The following is a 22,081-nucleotide window of genomic DNA, read 5'->3' as shown; positions in this document are numbered from 1 at the left end:
TTATTTCATCCATGAATAACTCAGTCCCAGAATATAATCCCAATAGCATAGCCGAAAAAAATGGCAACTTTATGGGATTACCATTTGATTATAATTCAGCTAATTTAATTATCTTGCCTATCCCTTGGGAAGTCACTGTTTCTTATGGTGCAGGAACGGCAAACGGACCAGAGCGAATTTTAGATGCTTCACTGCAAATAGATTTATTTGATTTTGATCATCCTGACGGTTGGAAACAGGGAATATTTATGGTAGAAATTCCCCAGGATATGATCACTAAAAATAACTATTATCGTCAAGAAGCAGCTAAAATTATTGAACGTCAATCCGTAGGTAAATCTCTTACCGATTCACCAGATTTAACTTCTATTCTCGCAGCAATTAACCAAGCAGGAGAACAAGTAAATCAATGGTTATTTAGCCAATCACAAGCAGCAATGAATCAAGGTAAACGAGTGGCTGTTATTGGTGGTGATCATAGTTCACCATTAGGTTATTTTCAAGCTTTAGCTAATCAATATCATCAGTGGGGAATTTTACATATTGATGCCCATGCAGATCTACGTAATGCCTATGAGGAATTTGAATTTTCTCATGCGTCTATTATGTTTAATGCCATGAAAATACCGCAAATTTCTAAATTAGTTCAAGTAGGTGTGCGAGATATTTGTTATGATGAAGTACAAATAATTAATCAATCAAATAATCGGATTATTGGTTATTATGATTCTGTAATTAAACAACAACTATACTCTGGTAAAACTTGGTTAGATTTATGTCGAGAAATCATCAATCATTTACCGGAAAAAGTTTATATTAGTTTCGATATTGATGGTTTAGATCCCAAACTTTGCCCAAATACAGGTACTCCTGTCCCAGGAGGACTGGAATTAGAACAGGTTTATTGTCTGTTCCGTGAACTTGTAAATAGTGGTAGAAAAATTATTGGTTTTGATGTTTGTGAAGTCGGTGATGCTGAATGGGATGGAAATGTCGGTGCCCGAATAGTTTATAAATTAGCAAATTTATTCGACTTATCTCAAAAGTAGGGAATAGGTCAGGGAAGAATATTTTCTTTTTTCTTCCCAATTATTATTCGGCATTTTGGCATGACAGGAAAATATATCTATGATATATTTAAATGATTGTATAAATAAATAATATTGGCAACAGTCAGCAAGAAATAAATTAACGTTTTTGTGCTTTTTGCTGTGTCTAGAGTCTTAATAACCTATTAAATTTTATTCATAATATTTGTTGCAATATTAAGGTGTAATACCATTCAAGCTATTATTGGGGACGGGATCAAACCCGTCCTTTATTTTTATCTATAAAAATCATTTCTTATCAGATTTTATGACATTTGTATACATACCATAGGAAGATGCTAAAAATAGATAATAAAAGTTAGATTAATTCGGGATGTTGTTATGCACTGGATTTAAGTCAAGGTTTGGTTGTCAACCAAACCTTTTTTATTGAGTATAAAATTCCCGACTTTTTCAAGAAATGTTAACCGTTCCCAGTGAACAGAGAATAAATTGGTGTATATTTCACGAGACTGGGAAACGATATAAAATACTGAAGGCAGTTAAAACTGATCCTGTTACTTATATCTCAGTGCTGAAGTGACTGAGCTTTATACTTAATGGATATTTCTGTAAATAAAGATTAATAGCTAATTGCTGTGTATTAGAATATTGTTAACTCCCTATACCTGCTGAATGATCAGAATTTATTTGGTGAAGATGGTACACAAACCTGATAGATTTAGCTATCAGCGAGTAAAAACTGGTAAAGATGAAAGTCCTGGTTATTGGTGGTGATGGGTATTGTGGTTGGGCAACCGCGCTTTACCTTTCTAATCGAGGTTATGAAGTTGGAATTTTAGATAGTTTGGTGCGACGACACTGGGATAATGAACTGGGTGTAGAAACCCTAACCCCAATCGCGCCAATTCAGCAGCGTCTCCAGCGATGGCAAGATTTGACTAATAAGTCTATTGATCTGTTTATCGGCGATATTACCAATTACGAATTTCTGCACAAGGCCTTACACCAATTTCAACCTACTGCCATCGTGCATTTTGGTGAACAGCGTTCAGCGCCATTTTCCATGATTGACCGTGAACACGCTGTTCTTACCCAGGTCAATAATGTGGTGGGTACGTTGAATTTGCTATACATCATGCGGGAAGATTTCCCGGATTGCCATTTGGTGAAATTGGGTACAATGGGTGAGTATGGTACTCCTAACATTGACATTGAAGAAGGATACATCACGATTGAACACAACGGTCGCAAGGATACTTTGCCCTATCCTAAGCAGCCTGGTTCAATGTATCACTTGAGCAAAGTCCATGATAGCCATAATATCCATTTTGCTTGTCGGATTTGGGGGTTAAGGGCTACAGACTTAAATCAAGGGATAGTTTACGGTGTCTTAACCGATGAAACGGGAATGGACGAACTGTTAATTAACCGCTTGGATTATGATGGTGTATTTGGTACAGCACTAAACCGTTTCTGTATTCAAGCTACTGTAGGACATCCCCTCACCGTCTACGGTAAAGGTGGACAAACTCGCGGCTTTTTGGATATTCGGGATACAGTACGATGTATTGAATTAGCGATCGCTAATCCTGCCGAACCAGGAGAATTCCGTGTTTTTAACCAATTTACTGAACTATTTAGTGTTGGTGACTTGGCAATGATGGTGAAAAAAGCCGGTAACGCTATGGGCTTAAATGTGGATATTAACCACATAGATAATCCTAGAGTGGAAAAGGAAGAACACTATTTCAATGCGAAAAATACTAAACTCTTGGATTTGGGTTTACAGCCTCACCTGCTTTCAGATTCTTTACTTGATTCGCTTTTAAACTTTGCTGTCAAGTATCAAAACCGAGTTGATCACAAACAAATTCTTCCCAAAGTGTCTTGGCATAGAAAATAGGAGCATGGCTAACGCCACGCTATGCCTTCGGCACACTACGTAAACGCTATCAGAAGTTTAGGAGAAAGAAGGAAGAAGGAAGAAGCAAAAAGATTTCTCTCTACTATCCTTCTCTCCTGCTCTTCTACTCCTATTCTAAACTTCTGTAACTTCTGAACTCCTCTTTTATGCGAATTGCCCTATTTACAGAAACCTTTTTGCCTAAAGTTGATGGCATTGTGACACGTCTGCGTCATACTGTTGACCATTTACAACGTCATGGAAATCAAGTTTTAGTATTTGCCCCAGACGGTGGAATCACCGAACATAAAGGTGCGAAAGTTTATGGAGTTAGTGGCTTTCCCTTACCTCTCTATCCAGAGTTAAAAATGGCACTGCCTCGCCCTGCTATTGGTCACGCTTTAGAAGAATTTAAACCAGATATTATTCATGTTGTTAATCCCGCTGTTTTAGGACTATCAGGGATTTTTTATAGTAAAGTTCTGAAAATTCCCTTGGTGGCTTCTTATCATACCCATTTGCCTCAATATCTGCAACATTACGGGTTGGGAATGTTAGAAGGACTACTATGGGAGTTGCTGAAAGCTGGTCATAATCAGGCGGAGTTAAATTTGTGTACCTCTACGGCCATGGTCAAGGAACTTTCAGCACATGGAATTGAAAGAGTAGATTTGTGGCAACGGGGGGTAGATACAGAATTATTTCATCCTGATTTAGCCAGTGACAAAATGCGATCGCATCTCTCCCAAAATCATCCAGAAAGCCCCTTATTATTGTATGTTGGTCGTCTTTCTGCGGAAAAGGAAATCGAACGCATTAAACCGATTTTAGAAGCCATTCCTGAGGCCAGATTAGCACTAGTGGGAGATGGACCCCACCGCCAAGCTTTAGAAAAACACTTTATCGGTACAAATACTTATTTTGTCGGCTATCTCATGGGTAAAGAATTAGGTTCTGCCTTTGCCAGCGCTGATGCTTTTATTTTTCCTTCCCGCACAGAAACATTAGGATTAGTCCTGCTAGAAGCCATGGCCTCCGGTTGTCCAGTCGTAGCAGCCCGTTCTGGAGGTATACCTGATATCGTCACAGACGGTGTAAATGGATATCTTTTTGATCCCCACGCTGATATTCAAGAGGCTATTCATGCTACTATGGGTCTGTTAAAAGAAAAACAGGAAATAAATATTATCCGTAAAAATGCCCGTGCAGAAGCGGAGAAATGGGGGTGGACATCTGCTACACAGCAACTCGAGGATTATTATCAAAAAATAATCCTCAGGCCAAATGGCAAGCTGTGAATATCTAGGCATTGATCAGTGATAGCTCTACTCATTCAGAACAAGCCTATACTAGCCAATATCACTACCAAATCCGGGTCTAAGGTTGGGAAAATGACGAAAAAACAGGCAAGAGGGCTGAATAATATAATTAATGGCTAATTTTCGCCTAATATTAATTAGCCTTCTTCAGAACCGTTACTTAGAAAAGGTTGTTCATCGATTTTCAGTTCTTTTTTTGAGTGTTTTAACTGCTTCCAGAGTGACTTAATTTCTTTGTAGGCCTCACCAGGTGGGATTTTTCCACCTGTTTCGAGGTTGCAGATATAGCTAACCTTTTGGGCAAATTCCTGTAAATTCGCATTAAATAACAAGTTTTCTGGTTTTACATGACCATAGTAGCGACCACGGGGATAGAGAAAATCTTCTTTACTCGTCATTTTCTTCTCCATTTACTCAACTTCTCTACAGAACTTAGAAAAATGCTGCCTAAACACCAGTTATGACATATTTTTGTGTAATATTCCATTCTATATATTCGATCTATTGTAACATACTTACTTATTTTATTAATAATTGATTTGGAGAAATGTTCTTTCAATAATAACAAATTACAGCGCTTTCCGATCTGATGAGGTACAAAGTTGAATGATAAAACTCTTGTGGTGCGGGCATCTTGCCCGCTAGATATGTACCTTATAACACCGGGAATGGACGTAAGTGGATTGGCGTTAAATATTGTCATTACAACATACAAAACCTGAATAGTTTCTCAATTCCCGACTTCTCTAAGAAATCGGGAATATGAAGTATTAATTATACTATGCTAATTAAACAGATGTACGAGTTGCTTCTAGTAACCTGGAAAAGTAGAAGTTTGTCCGTGTCATAGCTGTTCTTTCTATAGAAAAGCCGTTTTTTTGGAGAATTTTGATGATATCGGCTTCAGAATGTAAGTAAGCGCGAGTGGTTTTACTTGGACCTGGAAAGAAAGTACCGATTTTTTTGAGAATTGTCAGAAAAAAGGTTTTAGGTGCAAAACTGAGAATAATTCTGGATTGTGCTAAAGAACACAGGTGAGAAATCATTTCATCGGCTTTTTTTTGGGGGTAATGAATGAGAACATCTAAACAGATAACTGTGTGATAATTACCACCTAAAGATTCTAAATCCTGCACTGCAAAAGAGGGGTTTGCGGTATTTGACAAAGCCATTACAGCCCTATCCTGGGCTTCTGATACCATTTTAGCCGCAATATCACTGGCGTAGACCTTAGCACCAGCCGTAGCCAGGGGAATACTCAGACTACCCACACCACAGCCAGCATCACAAATTGATAATGATGGTAAATTGTTGTCAGCTTCTAACCAGCCAATGACATGATCTACAGTTTGCTGATGTCCAGTGCGAATATCTAGCTGGACTTTGTTGACTTCAGCATCACCATAGATGCGTCGCCACCGATCAAAACCTGTGGAGTTAAAGTATTCGCGGACTATTGTTTTATCCTCGGCTGTCTTCATTTGTGATATCAATTATATGTGAGACTGTACAGAATCATGAAATTCATGAATTTTTCTGGGCTGCGGTGATCCGGGCTCAATTATTCTGGAAATCTGATTCTATGCAGCCTCATTTTAATTTGCTAACGGTGGATTTTGGGCTACAAAAATTCTAGCTAGGATTAAATTCCTAAAAACCGAGTAGCTAAGTTAATCACGCCAGAAAGCTCCGTATCGATATTAACATTAGCATCTAAAACTTTACTGAGTAATGGATTACCACTGGATTGTAAGAAACTCAGGACTACAGGTATTAAAGTTGGTAATAATTGTTGAACGGTACTGGCATCCACATTAGCAGCTTGGGCGACATTCTCCGCTACTTTTGCTTGGATATCAGCAGAAAATAAATTATCTACGGCTTGGGAATTGGCTGAAGTTCCAGCAAATTGATTGATTAGGTCTTGTACTGCTTCGCTTCCTTCGGTAGCTTCTTTTGCTTGTAAAGATGATTGTATTTGTTTACCAACTACTGATAAAATTGATTGCATGGTGGAAGAGTCCACACCAAGGCCACTACCTAATTGTTGAACAGTGGTGGCAATATTTAGCAAGTTATCCAAGCCGGCTGGTTGATTGGAATTACCAACCGCGCCAAGAATTTGATCAAATAGTCCCATTAATTTTCTCCCTGTCTTTTAATGTCTCCTACTATTACAACATATGTTAATTCAAGGGAAGAATAAATGGGGAATTTAATAAACAGTAATTAAGGGAACATAGAACAGAAATAGGACTTACGCAGGAATTACGGAATAAAGAACACAGAGAAATGAGGGTTGAAGGAATTTTTGTCCATAATATTTAAATATCAGGTTTATTTCTGATACACAGTAAGCTTTATGAGATTTTTTTGTTCAGATTTTGCATATTATGTATTCAAGAGCTAAAAATACTATATAGGTACTAAATTTATTATTCATGCCTTTGTCTCGCATAGTCACGTTAATTGTTGGTCTAATCGTCATTTTGGCGTTAACTCTATGGCTAATTGATTCTCTTTCCCGGTTGTATTGGCAGTTGTCTTATTCGCCGTTGTTGGGTAACTTATTATTATTGCTGCTGATTTTGCTAATTGGTGGTTTGATTGCTGCGTTTATTTATTATGTATTGGTATTGCGGAAGGGAGAGGAAAAATCCCGTCGTCAGCGTCAAAGGGTGACTTTATCACAAATTCCCGCAGTTAAATCTGATGCAGCTTCTTCTACTTTGGAGGCGGTGCGTCAACAAGTGTCCCAAATTCAAGATGAAGTTACACGTCAAGCTTTGCTAAGTCGCACTCAGGAAATTGAGGCGAATTTAGCTAGAGGTGAAATTCAAGTTGTTGTCTTTGGTACAGGTAGTGCAGGTAAAACTTCTTTAGTTAATGCAATTATGGGGCGGATAGTCGGTGAAGTCAACGCGCCCATGGGGACAACCCAGGTAGGAGAAACCTATTGTTTACGTTTAAAAGGTTTAGAGCGGAAGATATTAATTACTGATACTCCGGGGATTTTAGAACCGGGGGTAGCGGGTACAGAACGGGAACAACTGGCTAGGGCTTTGGCCACGGAGGCGGATTTGTTGTTATTTGTGGTAGATAATGATTTACGACGTTCTGAATATGAACCACTACGGGGGTTAGCAGAAATTGGCAAGCGATCGCTTTTAGTATTAAATAAAACGGATTTATACACAGAAAATGATACAGAGGTGATTTTGTCCAGATTGCGGGAACGGGTACGGGGATTTATTGCTACTAATGATGTAGTAGCGATCGCTGCTAATCCGCAAATAGCCCAATTAGAAACGGGGGAAACCTTCCAACCAGAATCAGAGATTATCCCCTTATTACGGCGTATGGCTGCCATTTTACGGGCTGAGGGTGAAGATCTTGTAGCAGACAACATTCTCTTACAATCTTTGCGTTTGGGAGAAGAAGCTCGCAAACTCATAGATTCTCAGCGTCGTCGTCAAGCTGATAAAATTGTAGAACGTTATCAATGGATTGGGGCAGGTGTAGTTTCTGTCACTCCATTACCGATGGTAGACTTACTGGCAACTGCTGCTGTTAATGCCCAAATGGTAGTAGAAATTGGTAGACTTTACGGTTGTGATTTAAATATGGAACGGGGTAAAGAGTTGGCGCTATCTTTAGGAAAAACTATTGCTGGTTTAGGTATTGTTAAAGGTGCGATTGAATTATTATCAACGGCTTTGCAACTCAATGTTGCTACTTTTATTGTCGGGAGGGCAATTCAAGGAGTAACAGCCGCATATTTAACTCGGATTGCGGGGAAAAGTTTTATTGAATATTTTCGTCATGATCAAGATTGGGGTGACGGGGGAATGACAGAAGTTGTACAACAACAATTTCAAATTAATCGTCGAGATGAGTTTATGAAAATTTTTGTGCAGGAAGCGATCGCTAAAGTCGTCAAACCATTAACCGATACCTTTGGGGACAGGGAAGATCATCAGTAGTAATACTGGAAACATTATTGAATATTTCATCTACTGAATTATTCTCCAGACTTCCGGAAAATAGCAGTCATTGTCAGAAAAGATATATATCTGAGTAACTAGATCATGAGTAAGCAAATGATCGGCAAATTATTACAAGAGCGTTACCAAATTGTTCAACTACTTAGTACAGGAGTATTTAGACAAACATTTATCGCAGTGGATATGTACCACCCAGATAAACCCAGGTATGTTGTGAAACAACTAAAGGTCAACAACTATCAATCTACCTCCTATTTTGATTACCTGAAATTGCGGTTTTTAGCGGAAACTGAAACCCTAAAAGATTTAGGTCTTCATCCCCAAATTCCTGAACTAATTACCTGTTTTGAAGAAGATGAACATTTTTATTTAGTACAACAATTTATTCCTGGAGAGTCTTTAGCAATTGAATTACCTCAAAACCCTAAAAGTCGAGATAAATGGAGTCAAATTGATATTATTAAGTTTTTAGAAGATGCCTTATCTATTCTTGAATTTGTTCACTCTCAAGGGTTTATTCATTGTGATATCACTCCAGAAACCTTAATTAGAAGGGCTATAGATGGCAAATTAGTATTAATTGATTTTGGTTCAATTCAACCAATAGACTTTAGTATTGAAACGGCATTATTTATAGATCAAATTCCTGTCACGTCTTTAGGTTATATTCCTCCAGAACAATTTATTGGTCAAGCTCAACCCAGTAGTGATATTTATTCCTTGGGCATAATTGCCATTCAAGCTATAACGGGATTTTCACCTCGACAATTAAAAATTAATGCAGAAACTAATGAAATAATTTGGTGTAATGATTGTACCTCCATTAATGATTATTTAGTGGCTTTTATTAACCAAATGATCTGTTATCAACATCAAGAACGATTTCAATCTGCCAATGAAGCACTATGGGTACTCAAGCATATAGAATGGGACAAAAAACCAGGAAAAATATCAATAACAAAGTCTCAATTATCTTATCGAAATATTGAAAAAACAGATCAAAAATCACAAACACTATTAGCTGGATTGCGATTAGGTTTATTGATTAATTCTGTTATGCTTGGATTGGGAATATATTCTTTATTTAATAATTATCAAGCTTATTCAGCTACGGAAACTTTATATAAAGCTATAGCAAAATATCAATCTGGAGATTTACAAAAAGCCATTAATTTAGCTCAGTCAATACCCCTGAATAGTAATGTTTATCCAGAAGCACAAGCTGCAATTGAAAAATGGCAAAGTCAATGGGAAAAAGATTCAGAATATTATGTTTCAGCGAACAAAGCTTTCCAAGAAAGTCGGTGGACAGATGTATTAGCTTATGCTTGTAAAGTTCCAGTTAGTTCCTATTGGGAATCAAAAATTCAGCCTTTAGTTGAACAAGCAAAGATAAATATTGAAGCACAAACACAAGTTTTATTAGCTAAAGCTTATGCAAAAGCTGAAGAAAAAGATTTTTCAACAGCTTTATATTATTTACAGCAAATACCTGAAGAAAACGCTGTTGGTGCTATAGTTAAAAGGAAGTTGTCTGAATACAATCAAAAACGTCAAATTAGATCAGGATACTATTTATATCAAGCTCACAATCAAGCGTCTGTAGGTAATTTTTTTGGAGCAATTAAACTCCTAGAAAAGATTCCTAAAAATGTTGATGTTTATGACCAAGCAAGAACGAAAATACAAGAATATTCTCAAAAACTACATTTACGTAATCAACAACAAGAATTAGCTATCCAGAAGCGGGAACTGTTTTCTGCAACAAAAAAATCTACTGAGTATAAAGTATCTATTCAACCAGAAGATTATTTACAGGAGGTAAATATTCGTAATTAGGGGTTGCTGAATATAGAAATTTGGAATTTGCAGGTCTAAAACATAACAGGAGTCAAAAATCAGGGGTCAAATGCTGTTCTAGGGGGAGTTTTAGCTTTTTGGCATTTTGGCATTTTTTCGGCTTGTTCTATTGCTATTTTGAGTGTGCGAATGTCTTTGTGCGATAATTCCGACTTGCAGAATCCCTCGGTCTACTTCCGGGGGTCTTTTTTTATAGCGGTTATTCGTAGATGATATTGGCAAAATTTTAAGTAGTGTAGCTATAATCAAATATTCGTCCTATGTATTTATTATCTCTATTCAATTAGACGGAAATTAATTAAATTTGAACTTTCCTACAGATAGAGATAATTATATAAAAATAAGGTTAACTTTGAATTTCAACTAGTCCACATTCCAATGTCTTTAATCATAGCCTCCAGTTATTTTTAAACTGGGGGTGATTTTTTATCAATGTTTTTTTGTAAAGGTTTGAAAAATAAATCTCTATCTAATTATTGAAATACTCTTTCTAGATTATCTTGTTCTCTTTGCAATAAAGTAGTTATTTCCAGAAATGTTGAATGTCGTTACAAAACTTTACATATTTAAGTATAAATGTAATAATTGTTGAATTAATTGGACATATTGCATATTTATCATGTAACTTTTTGTGGACTTTATTCTGTACTAATTGATTTAGCTGAGGAAAAATAATCTTTTTTGGAGACAAAGCTAGTATCAGAATCTGGCAAGATTAGCTCTATACTACACCAAGTTTGACAGCTTGTCTTTTGACATGGACATCATAGTAAGAGATGAAAAAGGTATACTTTCCTAATGGCCGATTCCCAATTCCCATTCAGTTTCCATGGTTAATATGCTAGATTTATCACTGATCACACTTTTAGGGTTTTTGGGTAGTTTTGGACATTGCTTTGGAATGTGTGGACCCTTAACAGTAGCTTTTTCTCTTTCTAAGCAGCAAAAAAACCCAACTTGGCCACAGCAATTAAAATTTCATACTTTACTTAACTTAGGGCGAATATTGAGTTATGCTTTAGTTGGTGCTGGCATTGGCTCACTAGGTTCAGTATTAGTACAGGGTGGACAACTAGCGGGAATTGGTAGCAATTTACGACATTGGATAGCGATAATTACGGGTATAATGCTGATTTGGTTTGGTTTAGGACAAATTAAACCGGATTTTTTACCGCATATTCCCCTGTTACACCCCATACTCAAAGGTAACTTACACAACCGTCTCAGTACGGTAATGATGAAGTTATCCGCACAAACTCAATGGTGGACACCGGCACTATTAGGCATGACTTGGGGATTAATGCCCTGTGGTTTTTTATACGCGGCTCAAATTAAGGCTGCAGCTACGGGGAATTTGTGGCAAGGTGTAGCGACAATGTTAGCTTTTGGAGCCGGTACACTACCAATTATGTTGGGTATAGGTGTTTCTACGGCGTTAATTAGTAAAGATCGTCGCAGTCAATTATTGCGCTTGGGTGGTTGGGTAACTTTGATTATTGGTGCTATTACTTTGTTACGAACAGGGGACACCATGACAGACTATAGCGGCCACGCTGCTCTAATTTGTTTAATTCTCTCATTAATTGCCCGGCCTGTGAATAGTTTTTGGCGTGCACCTCTGCGTTACCGTCGAGCTTTGGGAGTTGGGGCTTTTGTGTTGTCTGGGGTACACACCATTCATCATTTTGAACACTCTCTAAACTGGAATTTCACCGCTGTTTGGTTTTTACCCCTAGAATTTCAATGGGGAATGAGTGCAGGGGCTGTAGCACTGGTATTAATGACTCCTGCGGCTTGTACAAGTTTTGATTTTTTGCAAAAGTTATTAGGTAAGCATTGGCGACAAATTCATCTTTTAAGTGTACCAGCTTTGTTATTGAGCGCTATTCATACGGTTTTGATTGGTTCTCATTACCTGGGTACTTTAAGATTAAGTTGGACAAACCAATTAGCAGTCATTTTGCTAGGGATAATTATCTTTGGTGTATTCTTAGTACGTTCGCGGCATTTTTGGTTATATTTAGGTCTAGAAAAGTTTTATGTTCCTCCCAATAAATAACGATAAATTGACCATTTCTTCTCTAAGCAAAAGCAAAGTAAAGTATATATTATTATTAGTTTTATCTAGTTTAATAGTCACTGCAAATACTCAAACTTTAGCCCATACAGTACAAATATCTGAAAATGTGGGTGCTACTATCCATTTAGAACCTAATGATAATCCCCGCGCTGGGGAAGTTACTCAAATTTGGTTTGCTCTGACTCGAAAAGGTGGTAAGGTAATTCCTTTAAAAAATTGTAATTGTCAATTGGCTATTTATTCTGAACCTCATGTAACAGGAGAACTGGCATTAATTGAACCTCGATTAAAATCTATTCAGGCTGAACGCTATCAAGATATACCAGGAGCAGAAGTAACTTTTCCCAAACCAGGGGCTTATCAGTTGCTATTAAGTGGTAAGACTGCTATTGAGGGAAAAATTAAACCTTTTGAGTTGCAGTTTGTTGTCACTGTGGCCACAGGAAAGGCTGTAGATATTCCCCAATCTGGGCAAAATATCGGCAGGGAAGAGACAATAAATAGGTTAGCACAACCTTTGATTTTGTTGGGGTTTTTGTTAACTTCAGGTTGTATTGTAGTTTTTTTAAAACCAATTAAGTAGGTTAGCGTTAAAAATTGTCATTGGGCTAAAATAGAGAGCAGAGTAAAAAGGGTTTTAGCCTTAATTAAGGATTAGGTAATTTTAAATTTAATTCTTGTAAATTAGGAGAATCTGAATTAATTATAATCTTATTTGGTTCAACAGATTTGTTATTAACTTTTAACTCATAAGTTCCTTGTCGCAACTGTTCCAAATAGAAAATACCTGAATTATTTGTAATAGATACAACTGATGATTTACTATTATCAATAGCTTCGACTCTAGCACCAGCAACAGGTTTTCCTTCAGTATCTTTCACAGTTCCCGCTAAAGTATAAGAAGCAACAAAAGGAATTGAAGTAGTTGTATAACTACCTGCAACTATTTCCACAGCATAACCAGGTTGAACAGGTTTCCAGTCTAAAGGATATCCAGCAGGATCTAAATCAAGACGGTAAATACCCGGAGGAACTTTAAATAAAACACCTTGTTTTGTAATAGTTCCCAAACTAGGATTAAATTTTTTATTATTTAGGATTAATAGTAGTTCCATATCTTGAGTATAAATCTCTTCATTATTATCTCTAATACCGTTATTATTTTTATCTAAAAAAGGTTGAATAAATATACCACCCTCACTGCGTAAACGTTCAAATTCAGAGTCTCCAAATCTTAAATTAGGACTGAAATTAACTACTGAACCAATTTCAAGCCGATAAGAGGCTGTATCTGATGTTATGGAAATTCCATCATAACGCAAACGCAGAGACAAACCGGGAATAAAAAAAGTAGAAACAGAAGCTAAAAAACCACTACCTTGAGAACTGATACCATAACCAAGATCAAAATCCCAGAGACGACGTTGATTAATATAAGGTGATTGATATTTCCATTTTAATGTTAATAAACTATTATGTTTATTACTGGAATTACTGGTTTCATAACTTAAAATTAAATTTTCCTTTTCAGGGAGTTTAAAAATACTGAAAATAGAACCTTCATAATTTAATTCTAATCCAATACCAGTAGGACTAACTCTAGCGGCTAAATTACGCCAACGCAGGTTAGAATTCCATTCTAATTGTCCTTTATTATCAATTTTCAGACTTGAATAAGTAGATATTTTACCAAAATTCTGATTTACATTTAATCCTAAATTCATAATACCATTGAGATTACTACCACTACTAGTAAAACTTAAAAATTTAGCCGGATTCCAATTAAAATTAAAACTTTGAAACTGCTCATTACTGGATAAATTCAGATTTAATTGAGAAGATGGTCTAAATTCTAGATTAGCATTATATTTGAATTTAGCTGGGACTTTTAAAGCGGATAAAGCCAATTTGAAAGGAAAATTATTAGGTTGATAAAATACCTCCCCTAATCCTAATAAACTTTGATCATAAATGATTCCTCCTCCCAATGTTAAAGAATCTGTAACTCCATGACGATAAGCAATACCTCCACGAACATTATTTAAGTCTCCAAAAAAATCATTATTTCTCGTTTCTCTATTCATACCACTGGATATAATTAGACTTGATGTTCCTTGGGTTAATTGTCCAGGTAAATTCAGAAATATCGGTTTTTTCTCTATGGGTTTACTTGCTAATTGTCCATTAGCATAAAGTAAAACTCGATAATTTTCACTATTAATGGGAACATTATCAAAGCGATAAATTTCTGAAGAATCAACTAATATTTCTCCAAAAATAAAATTATCATTTCCAGAAACTAATTGCACTAAAGTTCCCGGTTTTGCTGCTCCTTCAATAATGCGATTAATTGTAGAAATTTGTAAACCTTGAGAGGGCGTAAATGAGCTATTATTGAGATTATCGGCTTTGAATCCAAATCTTTTAATTGTCGTCAAACCCCAATAATCACCCCTAGTTTGACCCGTCCAGAAAGTAGGTTGAGAACCAATTACATAATCATGAAAATCACTGCGGTTTAGATATTGTCCTTCTTGTAGTTGCCATTTTTTACTATCTAATAAATCAGCTTGATTAATTCGAGAAAACCAACTTCCTTTTAATACTGTACCTACAATATTTAAACTACCTTGAGTAGTTAATTCTTGACTATTTTCTCTACTACTAATATTAACTTGTTCTCCCACAGTTGAGAAAGTAAAATTAGGACTTTTAACAATAGGTAAACCTTCTACAATTACCGGAGGTTCTGGTTGGTAGTTTTTTTTCCTTTAAAATTTAACCAGGGTGGTTCTAGTATAATTGAATAAGCCACAATATCAAATTTAGATCTAACTTGCAATAACTCCTCAATTTGTGCGATAGATATAGTTAAACCTAATTCTGGATCTGAGGTTAATTCACTGATTTTAATACGTTTAATTAAACCCACTCCTTTTATTTCTAATTCTCCATTCGGTAACGTACTAACAGTCAGGTTTAATGCTGTAGTTATATCTTGAAAAGGAATTAACCAATTAGGAAAATCAATAGCTTTTTCTCCGTCTTCATAACCTTTAACGGAGGCAGATTGTAAAACATTGAGTTTACCAATATTAATTCCTATTGGTAAAACAACAAATTGCGGCGATTTTGCTTCTGCTTTAGGGTCAATAGAAACATCATTAACTTGACTAATGAGAGCAGGTAAATTGTAATTTGATGCTAAATGGTAATAATTAATTGATTCCCCTCCAAACATAAGAAAATTATAATTTTCAAATTTTGCCAGTAGGGAAGAAACCGAATAGTTTGACTACTCCACTAATTAAAGCAATAATCACTGCTACTAGAACTCCACGATTAATAAACTCTTGGTTATCTAGCCTTTTGTCAATACCACTAACTTTTTCCTCTAGGGTTTTAATTTCCCCAGATAGTTCTGCTTGTCCAATTTCCAGTTTATTTAATCTACCATCAATAGTTTCTAGTTTTTTGTTGACTTCAGTAAATTTTTGATTGACTTCAGTAAACTGTCGATCCATTTTTTGGTTAACTTCAGCAAATTGCCGATCGATTTTTTGGTTAACTTCAGCAAATTGCCGATCCATTTTTTGATTAACTTCAGCAAATTGCCGATCCATTTTTTGATTAACTTCAGCAAATTGCTTTTCTATCTTTTGATCAAGACGAGATAATATTTCTTCCAGAGTATAAGTGAGAATTGGTGGGTTAGTAGTCATATTATTGTGGAGGTTTTTTCTGTGGGTTGATATCTGCTGGAGACACAGTGAAATTGAGATTAAAGGGTAAATTTTCTGCCTTTTTAGCATTCCAAGATAGTTTTCCTGACAATTGGTAATTACCAGGTGTTAGGGTTTTTCCTTGGGGGGGATAGGATATTTCAACATACCGATTACCTTTAGCAATAATAGTAGTTTCTTCTACTTTACCAGAATCAACTGTTTTGCCATCTTGACTTAAATTCCACTCATTTTTAACGCGGGCTGTGGCTTCACCTGTATTATTAACTAATAATCTAATTTGCTTTTTCTGCCCATCATAAAATACCTTTTCTACTCCTACTTTGGGAACAAAATCACCATTAATTACATATATCGTTGCTGCTATATTGACAACAACAGAAACCTGATTTGTTTCAGTAGAACTGTTATCCTGAAGTTCTTCTACAGAGAACATAGCTCTATATTCTCCCTGGGGTAAACTAGGAAGTAACCTAGCATTAAAACGAATTGAACGTTGTTGTCCTGATTCAATTACTAATTCACGGGGAGAAAATGTTAAATAGGGTGTTAAGTCATTGGGACTAGATTGTAAAACTTGCAGTCCTTCCTGATTATAAGTGAAAGGTGATAAAGAAACTCTAGCTCGATAAGGTTTATTAGAATTATTAGAAATGTTAATCACTCCCCTAGCTTGTCCTGATTCTGCTTGACGTTGAATTGTTAAAGGAGAAACAGATAATTGACCGTAGGCTATCATAGGAGTAAAACCAAGAGGAAACCAACAGAATAAAGGCAGAATTTTCGCAATTTTTCTTTTCATATTTTCAATAACTAAAACTGAGTTTTATAATAATACAGCAGTTACCGCTATTATGGAGTACAGATATTAATGATTAAACTCTTGTGGAGTCCCGATTATGTACCTGACTCAAGCTAAAAATGCTGTAATTTTCAAATTTTACCAGTGCTGGGAAACAAACCAAATAGTTTGACCACTCCACTAATTAAGGCAATAATCACTGCTACTAGAACTCCACGATTAATAAATTCTTGGTTATCTAGTCTTTTATCAATACCAATAACTTTTTCATCTAGGGTTTTAATTTCTCCAGATAGTTTTTCATCTAAGATTTTAATTTCCCCTGATAATTCCGCTTGGCCAATTTCCAGTTTATTTAGTCTACCATCAATAGTTTCTAGTTTTTTGTTAACTTCAGTAAATTGCTTCTCTATTTTTTGATTGACTTCAGTAAACTTTTGATTGACTTCAGTAAACTTTTGATTGACTTCAGTAAACTTTTGATTGACTTCAGAAAATTGCCGATCTATTTTTTGGTTGACTTCAGCAAATTGCCGATCTATTTTTTGGTTAACTTCAGTAAATTGCTTCTCTATCTTTTGATCCAAACGAGATAATATTTCTTCCAGGGTATAAGTGAGAGTTGGTGGGTTAGTTGTCATATATTTTCGTAATAATTATTTTACCGACAATAATAATAATAGCAGAGTTTGTCATTCTACTATTTTACCCAATTTTGTGGGATGGGCTTCCTGCCCGTCCTTGATGATTAGTAGGCAAGATACCCGCACCACAAGAAATTTTTGGGTATTTTTTTAATTAGAAGTCCCTTAGAGAAATCAAGTATCTAATTATTGCAATTTTACCGCTACCTAGCTTAAGCAGTCACAAAACTACCAGCAGATAAAGTACCCTTGTATCCCGTAATATCCACAATGGCATCACTAAGAGCATTAAAACCAGCAATGCTATCATTAATAGCTACATAGCTCTTTGAGCCTATGGTAAATAATGCAGCAGCATTAGCTCCAAAGTTACTAGTAGTTAATTTACTACCAATGGCAGTGGCATTGAGTCCGCTAACTACACCGACATTATTAAACACAGAGCGAGCAGCACTAACTACAAAACGGTCAGTATCCGTACTATTGTTAAAATCCTTGATGATATCAATTCCACCTAACAAGGAATCGGTTAAATTGGTATAAACAAACCTATCATTACCTAAACCTCCCGTTAAAGTATCCGCACCTATCCCACCAATTAAGGTATCATTCCCTCCAGAGGCTCTGATAATATCATTACCAGCACCACCATCGAGAATGTTATCTTTGCTATTATCTGTAATGGTATTATTCAGGATATTACCCGTACCATTAATATTGGCGGCTATTTCCTGTAAAGCCAGGTCTTCTACATTGGCTGTAAGTGTGTAACTGATACTCGTGAAAACCTTATCTGTACCTTCATTGGCATATTCTATCACACTGTCTCCAGCATCATCTACCCAGTACCAATCATTACCAATTCCCCCGGTCATGGTATCAGCACCAAGACCACCTATCAAAGTATCATCACCGGCATTACCAAAAAGGCTATCAGCACCAGCGCGGCCATCGAGAACATTATTACCACTGTTACCGAAGATGGCATTATTGAGACTGTTTCCAGTTCCGTCAATGTTTGCGGTTCCTATTAAAGCTAAATCCGTTTCGCTGGAGTTTAATGTGTAGCTGACGGAGGATTGAACAATATCATTAACGTCTGTAACGGTAATGACTACTGCTTGTGTAGCGGTTAATGAACCATCACTAGCGATAACGTTGATATCATAAACATTATTTGCACCATTATCACCAGGCACTTCAAAGTTAGGCGCGGTTTTGAAGGTGACAACGCCATTATTGATGTTAAAGAGATTAACATCCGTACCAGATAAACTGTAGGTGAGGTTTGTACTGGTAGATGTAGCGGTGACAGTATAAACTGTTCCTGTACCGTTTTCGGCAAAGGTGGCGGTAGCAGCACTGGTAATAACTGGGGCTTCGTTAACGTTTAACTTAACGACAAAGCCATCATAACTACCACTATGCACCTGTCCATTCAGGTTGGTAGCAGTATACCCAGCAACATAGATAGCACCATCGCTACCTGTGGTTAGGGAATAGGCATAATCATTAACACTGCTTCCCAGTAGTTTAGTCCAGACTTTTGTCCCATCCGTATTATACTTGGTAACAAAGGCATCAACACCACCGCTATTCACCTGTCCATCCAGGTTGCCACTAGTATACCCAGCGACATAGATAGCACCATCGCTACCTGTGGTTAGGGAATAGGCAATATCATTACCACTACCTCCCAGCAGTTTAGTCCAGGCTTTTGTCCCATCGGTATTGTATTTAGTGACAAAAGTATCGTAACTACCGCTATTCACCTGTCCATCCAGGTTGCCATAAGTATACCCAGCGACATAGATAGCACCATCGCTACCTGTGGTTAGGGAATAAGCATAATCAGCACCACTGGTTCCCAGCAGTTTAGTCCAGGCTTTTGTCCCATCGGTATTGTATTTAGTGACAAAGGAATCAACACCACCGCTATTCGTCTGTCCATCCAGGTTGCCATTAGTAGACCCAGCGACATAGATAGCACCATCGCTACCTGTGGTTAGGGAATTGGCATAATCAGCACCACTGCCTCCCAGCAGTTTAGTCCAGGCTTTTGTACCATCAGTATTGTATTTAGTGACAAAGGCATCATTATTACCGCTATTCACCTGTCCATCCAGGTTGCCATCAGTATACCCAGCGACATAGATAGCACCATCGCTACCTGTGGTTAGGGACATGGCAATATCATAACTACTGCCTCCCAGCAGTTTAGTCCAGGCTTTTGTCCCATCGGTATTGTATTTGGTGACAAAGGCATCTTCATTACCGCTATTCACCTGTCCATCCAGGTTGCCACCAGTATACCCAGCGACATAGATAGCACCATCGCTACCTGTGGTTAGGGAATTGGCATAATCATAACTACTGCCTCCCAGCAGTTTAGTCCAGGCTTTTGTCCCATCGGTATTGTATTTAGTGACAAAGCCATCATAACTACCGCTATTCACCTGTCCATCCAGGTTCCCACCAGTAACTCCAGCGACATAGATAGCACCATCGCTACCTGTGGTTAGGGAAGAAACCCAATCATAACTACTAGTTCCCAGCAGTTTAGTCCAAATAACTGAAGGTTCGGTAACGTTGGTAACGGTAATGGCTACGGCTTGTGTAGCGGTTAATGTACCATCACTAGCAATAACGTTGATATCATAAACATTATTTGCACCATTATCACCAGGCACTTCAAAGTTAGGCGCGGTTTTGAAGGTGACAACGCCATTATTGATGTTAAAGAGGTTAGCATCCGTACCAGATAAACTGTAGGTGAGAGTTGTACCCGCATCTACATCCGTAGCAGTGACGGTGTAAACTGTTCCTGTGCCATTTTCGGCAAAGGTGGCGGTAGCAGCACTGGTAATAACTGGAGCTTCGTTAACGTTGGTAACGGTAATGGCTACCGCTTTTGTTGCGGTTAATGAACCATCACTAGCGATAACGTTGATATCATAAACATTATTTGCACCATTATCACCAGGCACTTCAAAGTTAGGCGCGGTTTTGAAGGTGACAACGCCATTATTGATGTTAAAGAGATTAACATCCGTACCAGATAAACTGTAGGTGAGGTTTGTACTGGTAGATGTAGCGGTGACAGTATAAACTGTTCCTGTACCGTTTTCGGCAAAGGTGGCGGTAGCAGGACTGGTAATAACTGGGGCTTCGTTAACGTTTAACTTAATAACAAAAGCATCGTAACTACCACTATTCACCTGTCCATTCAGGTTGCCACTAGTATACCCAGCGACATAGATAGCACCATCGCTACCTGTGGTTAGGGAATAGGCATAATCATTAACACTGCTTCCCAGTAGTTTAGTCCAGACTTTTGTCCCATCCGTATTATACTTGGTAACAAAGGCATCAACACCACCGCTATTCACCTGTCCATCCAGGTTGCTATAAGTAAACCCAGCGACATAGATAGCACCATCGCTACCTGTGGTTAGGGACATGGCAATATCATCAACACTGCTTCCCAGCAGTTTAGTCCAGGCTTTTGTCCCATCGGTATTGTATTTAGTGACAAAGGTATCAGCACCACCACTATTCACCTGTCCATCCAGGTTGCCATAAGTATACCCAGCGACATAGATAGCACCATCGCTACCTGTGGTTAGGGAGTTGGCTTGATCATAACTACTACCTCCCAGCAGTTTAGTCCAGGCTTTTGTCCCATCGGTATTGTATTTAGTGACAAAGGAATCAACACCACCACTATTCACCTGTCCATCCAGGTTGCCACCAGTATACCCAGCGACATAGATAGCACCATCGCTACCTGTGGTTAGGGAAGAAGCCCAATCATAATCACTGCTTCCCAGCAGTTTAGTCCAGGCTTTTGTCCCATCGGTATTGTATTTAGTGACAAAGGCATCACTACTACCGCTATTCACCTGTCCATCCAGGTTGCCATAAGTATACCCAGCGACATAGATAGCACCATCGCTACCTGTGGTTAGGGAAGAAGCCCAATCATTACCACTAACTCCCAGCAGTTTAGTCCAGGCTTTTGTCCCATCGGTATTGTATTTAGTGACAAAAGTATCGTATCTACCGCTATTCACCTGTCCATCCAGGTTGCCATAAGTATACCCAGCAACATAGATAGCACCATCGCTACCTGTGGTTAGGGAATTGGCATAATCATTACCACTGGTTCCCAGCAGTTTAGTCCAGGCTTTTGTACCATCGGTATTGTATTTAGTGACAAAGGCATCTCTAATACCGCTATTCACCTGTCCATCCAGGTTCCCAACAGTATACCCAGCGACATAGATAGCACCATCGCTACCTGTGGTTAGGGAATAAGCTTCATCCAAACTACTAGTTCCCAGCAGTTTAGTCCAGGCTTTTGTCCCATCGGTATTGTATTTAGTGACAAAGGCATCACCATCACCGCTATTCACCTGTCCATCCAGGTTGCCATCAGTATACCCAGCGACATAGATAGCACCATCGCTACCTGTGGTTATGGACTCGGCCGAATCAGCACTACTAGTTCCCAGCAGTTTAGTCCAAATAACTTGCGGCATATTGTTTATTTCCTTTGAGTGTGATGAAAATGTAACGAGGTTGCTTGCAAAAATTTCAGCTATGCAACGGTATATAAAAAGCCCTCAATGGGAGATTCTGCTTGAGGCTGAAAAAGTAGGAAAACACAGAGGA

16 protein-coding genes are annotated in these 22,081 nt (G+C 37.6%); 7 read left to right on the top strand and 9 right to left on the bottom strand.

Annotation, left to right across the window (positions count from 1 at the left end; translation table 11 throughout):
* The first annotated feature begins 11 nt into the window (after nt 1-11).
* From H6G44_RS06175 to H6G44_RS06165, 3 genes are all read left to right on the top strand, one after another.
* Entirely contained in the window at nt 12-1,049 is a 1,038-nt protein-coding gene (locus H6G44_RS06175) for an agmatinase family protein (protein ID WP_190386450.1), read from the top strand.
* 751 nt (nt 1,050-1,800) lie between these two features.
* Entirely contained in the window at nt 1,801-2,955 is a 1,155-nt protein-coding gene (locus H6G44_RS06170; RefSeq protein ID WP_190386449.1) for an NAD-dependent epimerase/dehydratase family protein, read from the top strand.
* A gap of 167 nt (nt 2,956-3,122) precedes the next feature.
* Nucleotides 3,123-4,253 (top strand): glycosyltransferase family 4 protein, encoded by a 1,131-nt coding sequence (locus tag H6G44_RS06165; protein ID WP_190386448.1) that lies wholly within the window; start codon nt 3,123-3,125, stop codon nt 4,251-4,253.
* Between the two features lie 158 nt (nt 4,254-4,411).
* Here the strand turns inward: H6G44_RS06165 and H6G44_RS06160 are convergent, their stop codons facing one another.
* The 3 genes from H6G44_RS06160 to H6G44_RS06150 all read right to left on the bottom strand — a co-directional run bounded on the left by H6G44_RS06160 (nt 4,412) and on the right by H6G44_RS06150 (nt 6,414).
* Nucleotides 4,412-4,672, bottom strand: a complete 261-nt coding sequence (locus tag H6G44_RS06160; RefSeq protein ID WP_375379352.1) for a DUF7219 family protein — start codon at nt 4,670-4,672, stop codon at nt 4,412-4,414.
* A gap of 390 nt (nt 4,673-5,062) precedes the next feature.
* Nucleotides 5,063-5,755, bottom strand: a complete 693-nt coding sequence (bchM, locus tag H6G44_RS06155) for a magnesium protoporphyrin IX methyltransferase (protein ID WP_190386446.1) — start codon at nt 5,753-5,755, stop codon at nt 5,063-5,065.
* Nucleotides 5,756-5,916: 161 nt separating this feature from the next.
* Nucleotides 5,917-6,414 carry a DUF937 domain-containing protein gene (locus tag H6G44_RS06150; protein WP_190386445.1) on the bottom strand — a complete coding sequence of 166 codons (498 nt, stop codon included), beginning with the start codon at nt 6,412-6,414 and terminating at the stop codon, nt 5,917-5,919.
* Between the two features lie 301 nt (nt 6,415-6,715).
* On the opposite strand from H6G44_RS06150, the gene H6G44_RS06145 reads away from it, so the two are divergent.
* The 4 genes from H6G44_RS06145 (at nt 6,716) to H6G44_RS06130 (ending at nt 12,801) form a co-directional block, all read left to right on the top strand.
* Nucleotides 6,716-8,257 carry a YcjF family protein gene (locus tag H6G44_RS06145; protein WP_190386444.1) on the top strand — a complete coding sequence of 514 codons (1,542 nt, stop codon included), beginning with the start codon at nt 6,716-6,718 and terminating at the stop codon, nt 8,255-8,257.
* Between the two features lie 105 nt (nt 8,258-8,362).
* Nucleotides 8,363-10,117, top strand: a complete 1,755-nt coding sequence (locus H6G44_RS06140; RefSeq protein WP_190386443.1) for a serine/threonine protein kinase — start codon at nt 8,363-8,365, stop codon at nt 10,115-10,117.
* An 859-nt stretch (nt 10,118-10,976) separates the two neighbouring features.
* Nucleotides 10,977-12,197 (top strand): urease accessory protein UreH domain-containing protein, encoded by a 1,221-nt coding sequence (locus H6G44_RS06135; RefSeq protein ID WP_190386463.1) that lies wholly within the window; start codon nt 10,977-10,979, stop codon nt 12,195-12,197.
* Nucleotides 12,198-12,204: 7 nt separating this feature from the next.
* Nucleotides 12,205-12,801: a hypothetical protein gene (locus H6G44_RS06130; protein ID WP_242031705.1), complete on the top strand. Its 597-nt coding sequence runs from the start codon at nt 12,205-12,207 to the stop codon at nt 12,799-12,801.
* Nucleotides 12,802-12,865: 64 nt separating this feature from the next.
* Here H6G44_RS06130 and H6G44_RS20615 read toward each other — a convergent pair whose 3' ends face one another.
* From H6G44_RS20615 to H6G44_RS06100, 6 genes are all read right to left on the bottom strand, one after another.
* On the bottom strand, nt 12,866-14,905 hold the full coding sequence (locus H6G44_RS20615; RefSeq protein ID WP_190386441.1) for a carboxypeptidase-like regulatory domain-containing protein: 2,040 nt from the start codon (nt 14,903-14,905) through the stop codon (nt 12,866-12,868).
* Nucleotides 14,906-14,955: 50 nt separating this feature from the next.
* Nucleotides 14,956-15,459, bottom strand: coding sequence for a hypothetical protein (locus H6G44_RS06120; protein ID WP_190386440.1), 504 nt, complete (start codon nt 15,457-15,459; stop codon nt 14,956-14,958).
* A gap of 16 nt (nt 15,460-15,475) precedes the next feature.
* Entirely contained in the window at nt 15,476-15,940 is a 465-nt protein-coding gene (locus H6G44_RS06115) for a hypothetical protein (RefSeq protein ID WP_199291781.1), read from the bottom strand.
* A 1-nt stretch (nt 15,941) separates the two neighbouring features.
* On the bottom strand, nt 15,942-16,763 hold the full coding sequence (locus H6G44_RS06110) for a P pilus assembly protein, chaperone PapD (RefSeq protein WP_190386439.1): 822 nt from the start codon (nt 16,761-16,763) through the stop codon (nt 15,942-15,944).
* A gap of 131 nt (nt 16,764-16,894) precedes the next feature.
* Nucleotides 16,895-17,404 (bottom strand): hypothetical protein, encoded by a 510-nt coding sequence (locus H6G44_RS06105; protein ID WP_199291780.1) that lies wholly within the window; start codon nt 17,402-17,404, stop codon nt 16,895-16,897.
* 215 nt (nt 17,405-17,619) lie between these two features.
* Nucleotides 17,620-21,948, bottom strand: a complete 4,329-nt coding sequence (locus tag H6G44_RS06100; protein WP_190386438.1) for a beta strand repeat-containing protein — start codon at nt 21,946-21,948, stop codon at nt 17,620-17,622.
* Nucleotides 21,949-22,081 lie beyond the last annotated feature (133 nt).

Origin of the sequence: Aphanizomenon flos-aquae FACHB-1287, from assembly GCF_014698755.1 — a bacterium.
Taxonomy (GTDB): domain Bacteria; phylum Cyanobacteriota; class Cyanobacteriia; order Cyanobacteriales; family Nostocaceae; genus Dolichospermum; species Dolichospermum flosaquae.
The sequence above is the reverse complement of the archived record's forward strand: the minus strand, read 5'-3'. Positions and strand labels throughout refer to the sequence as shown.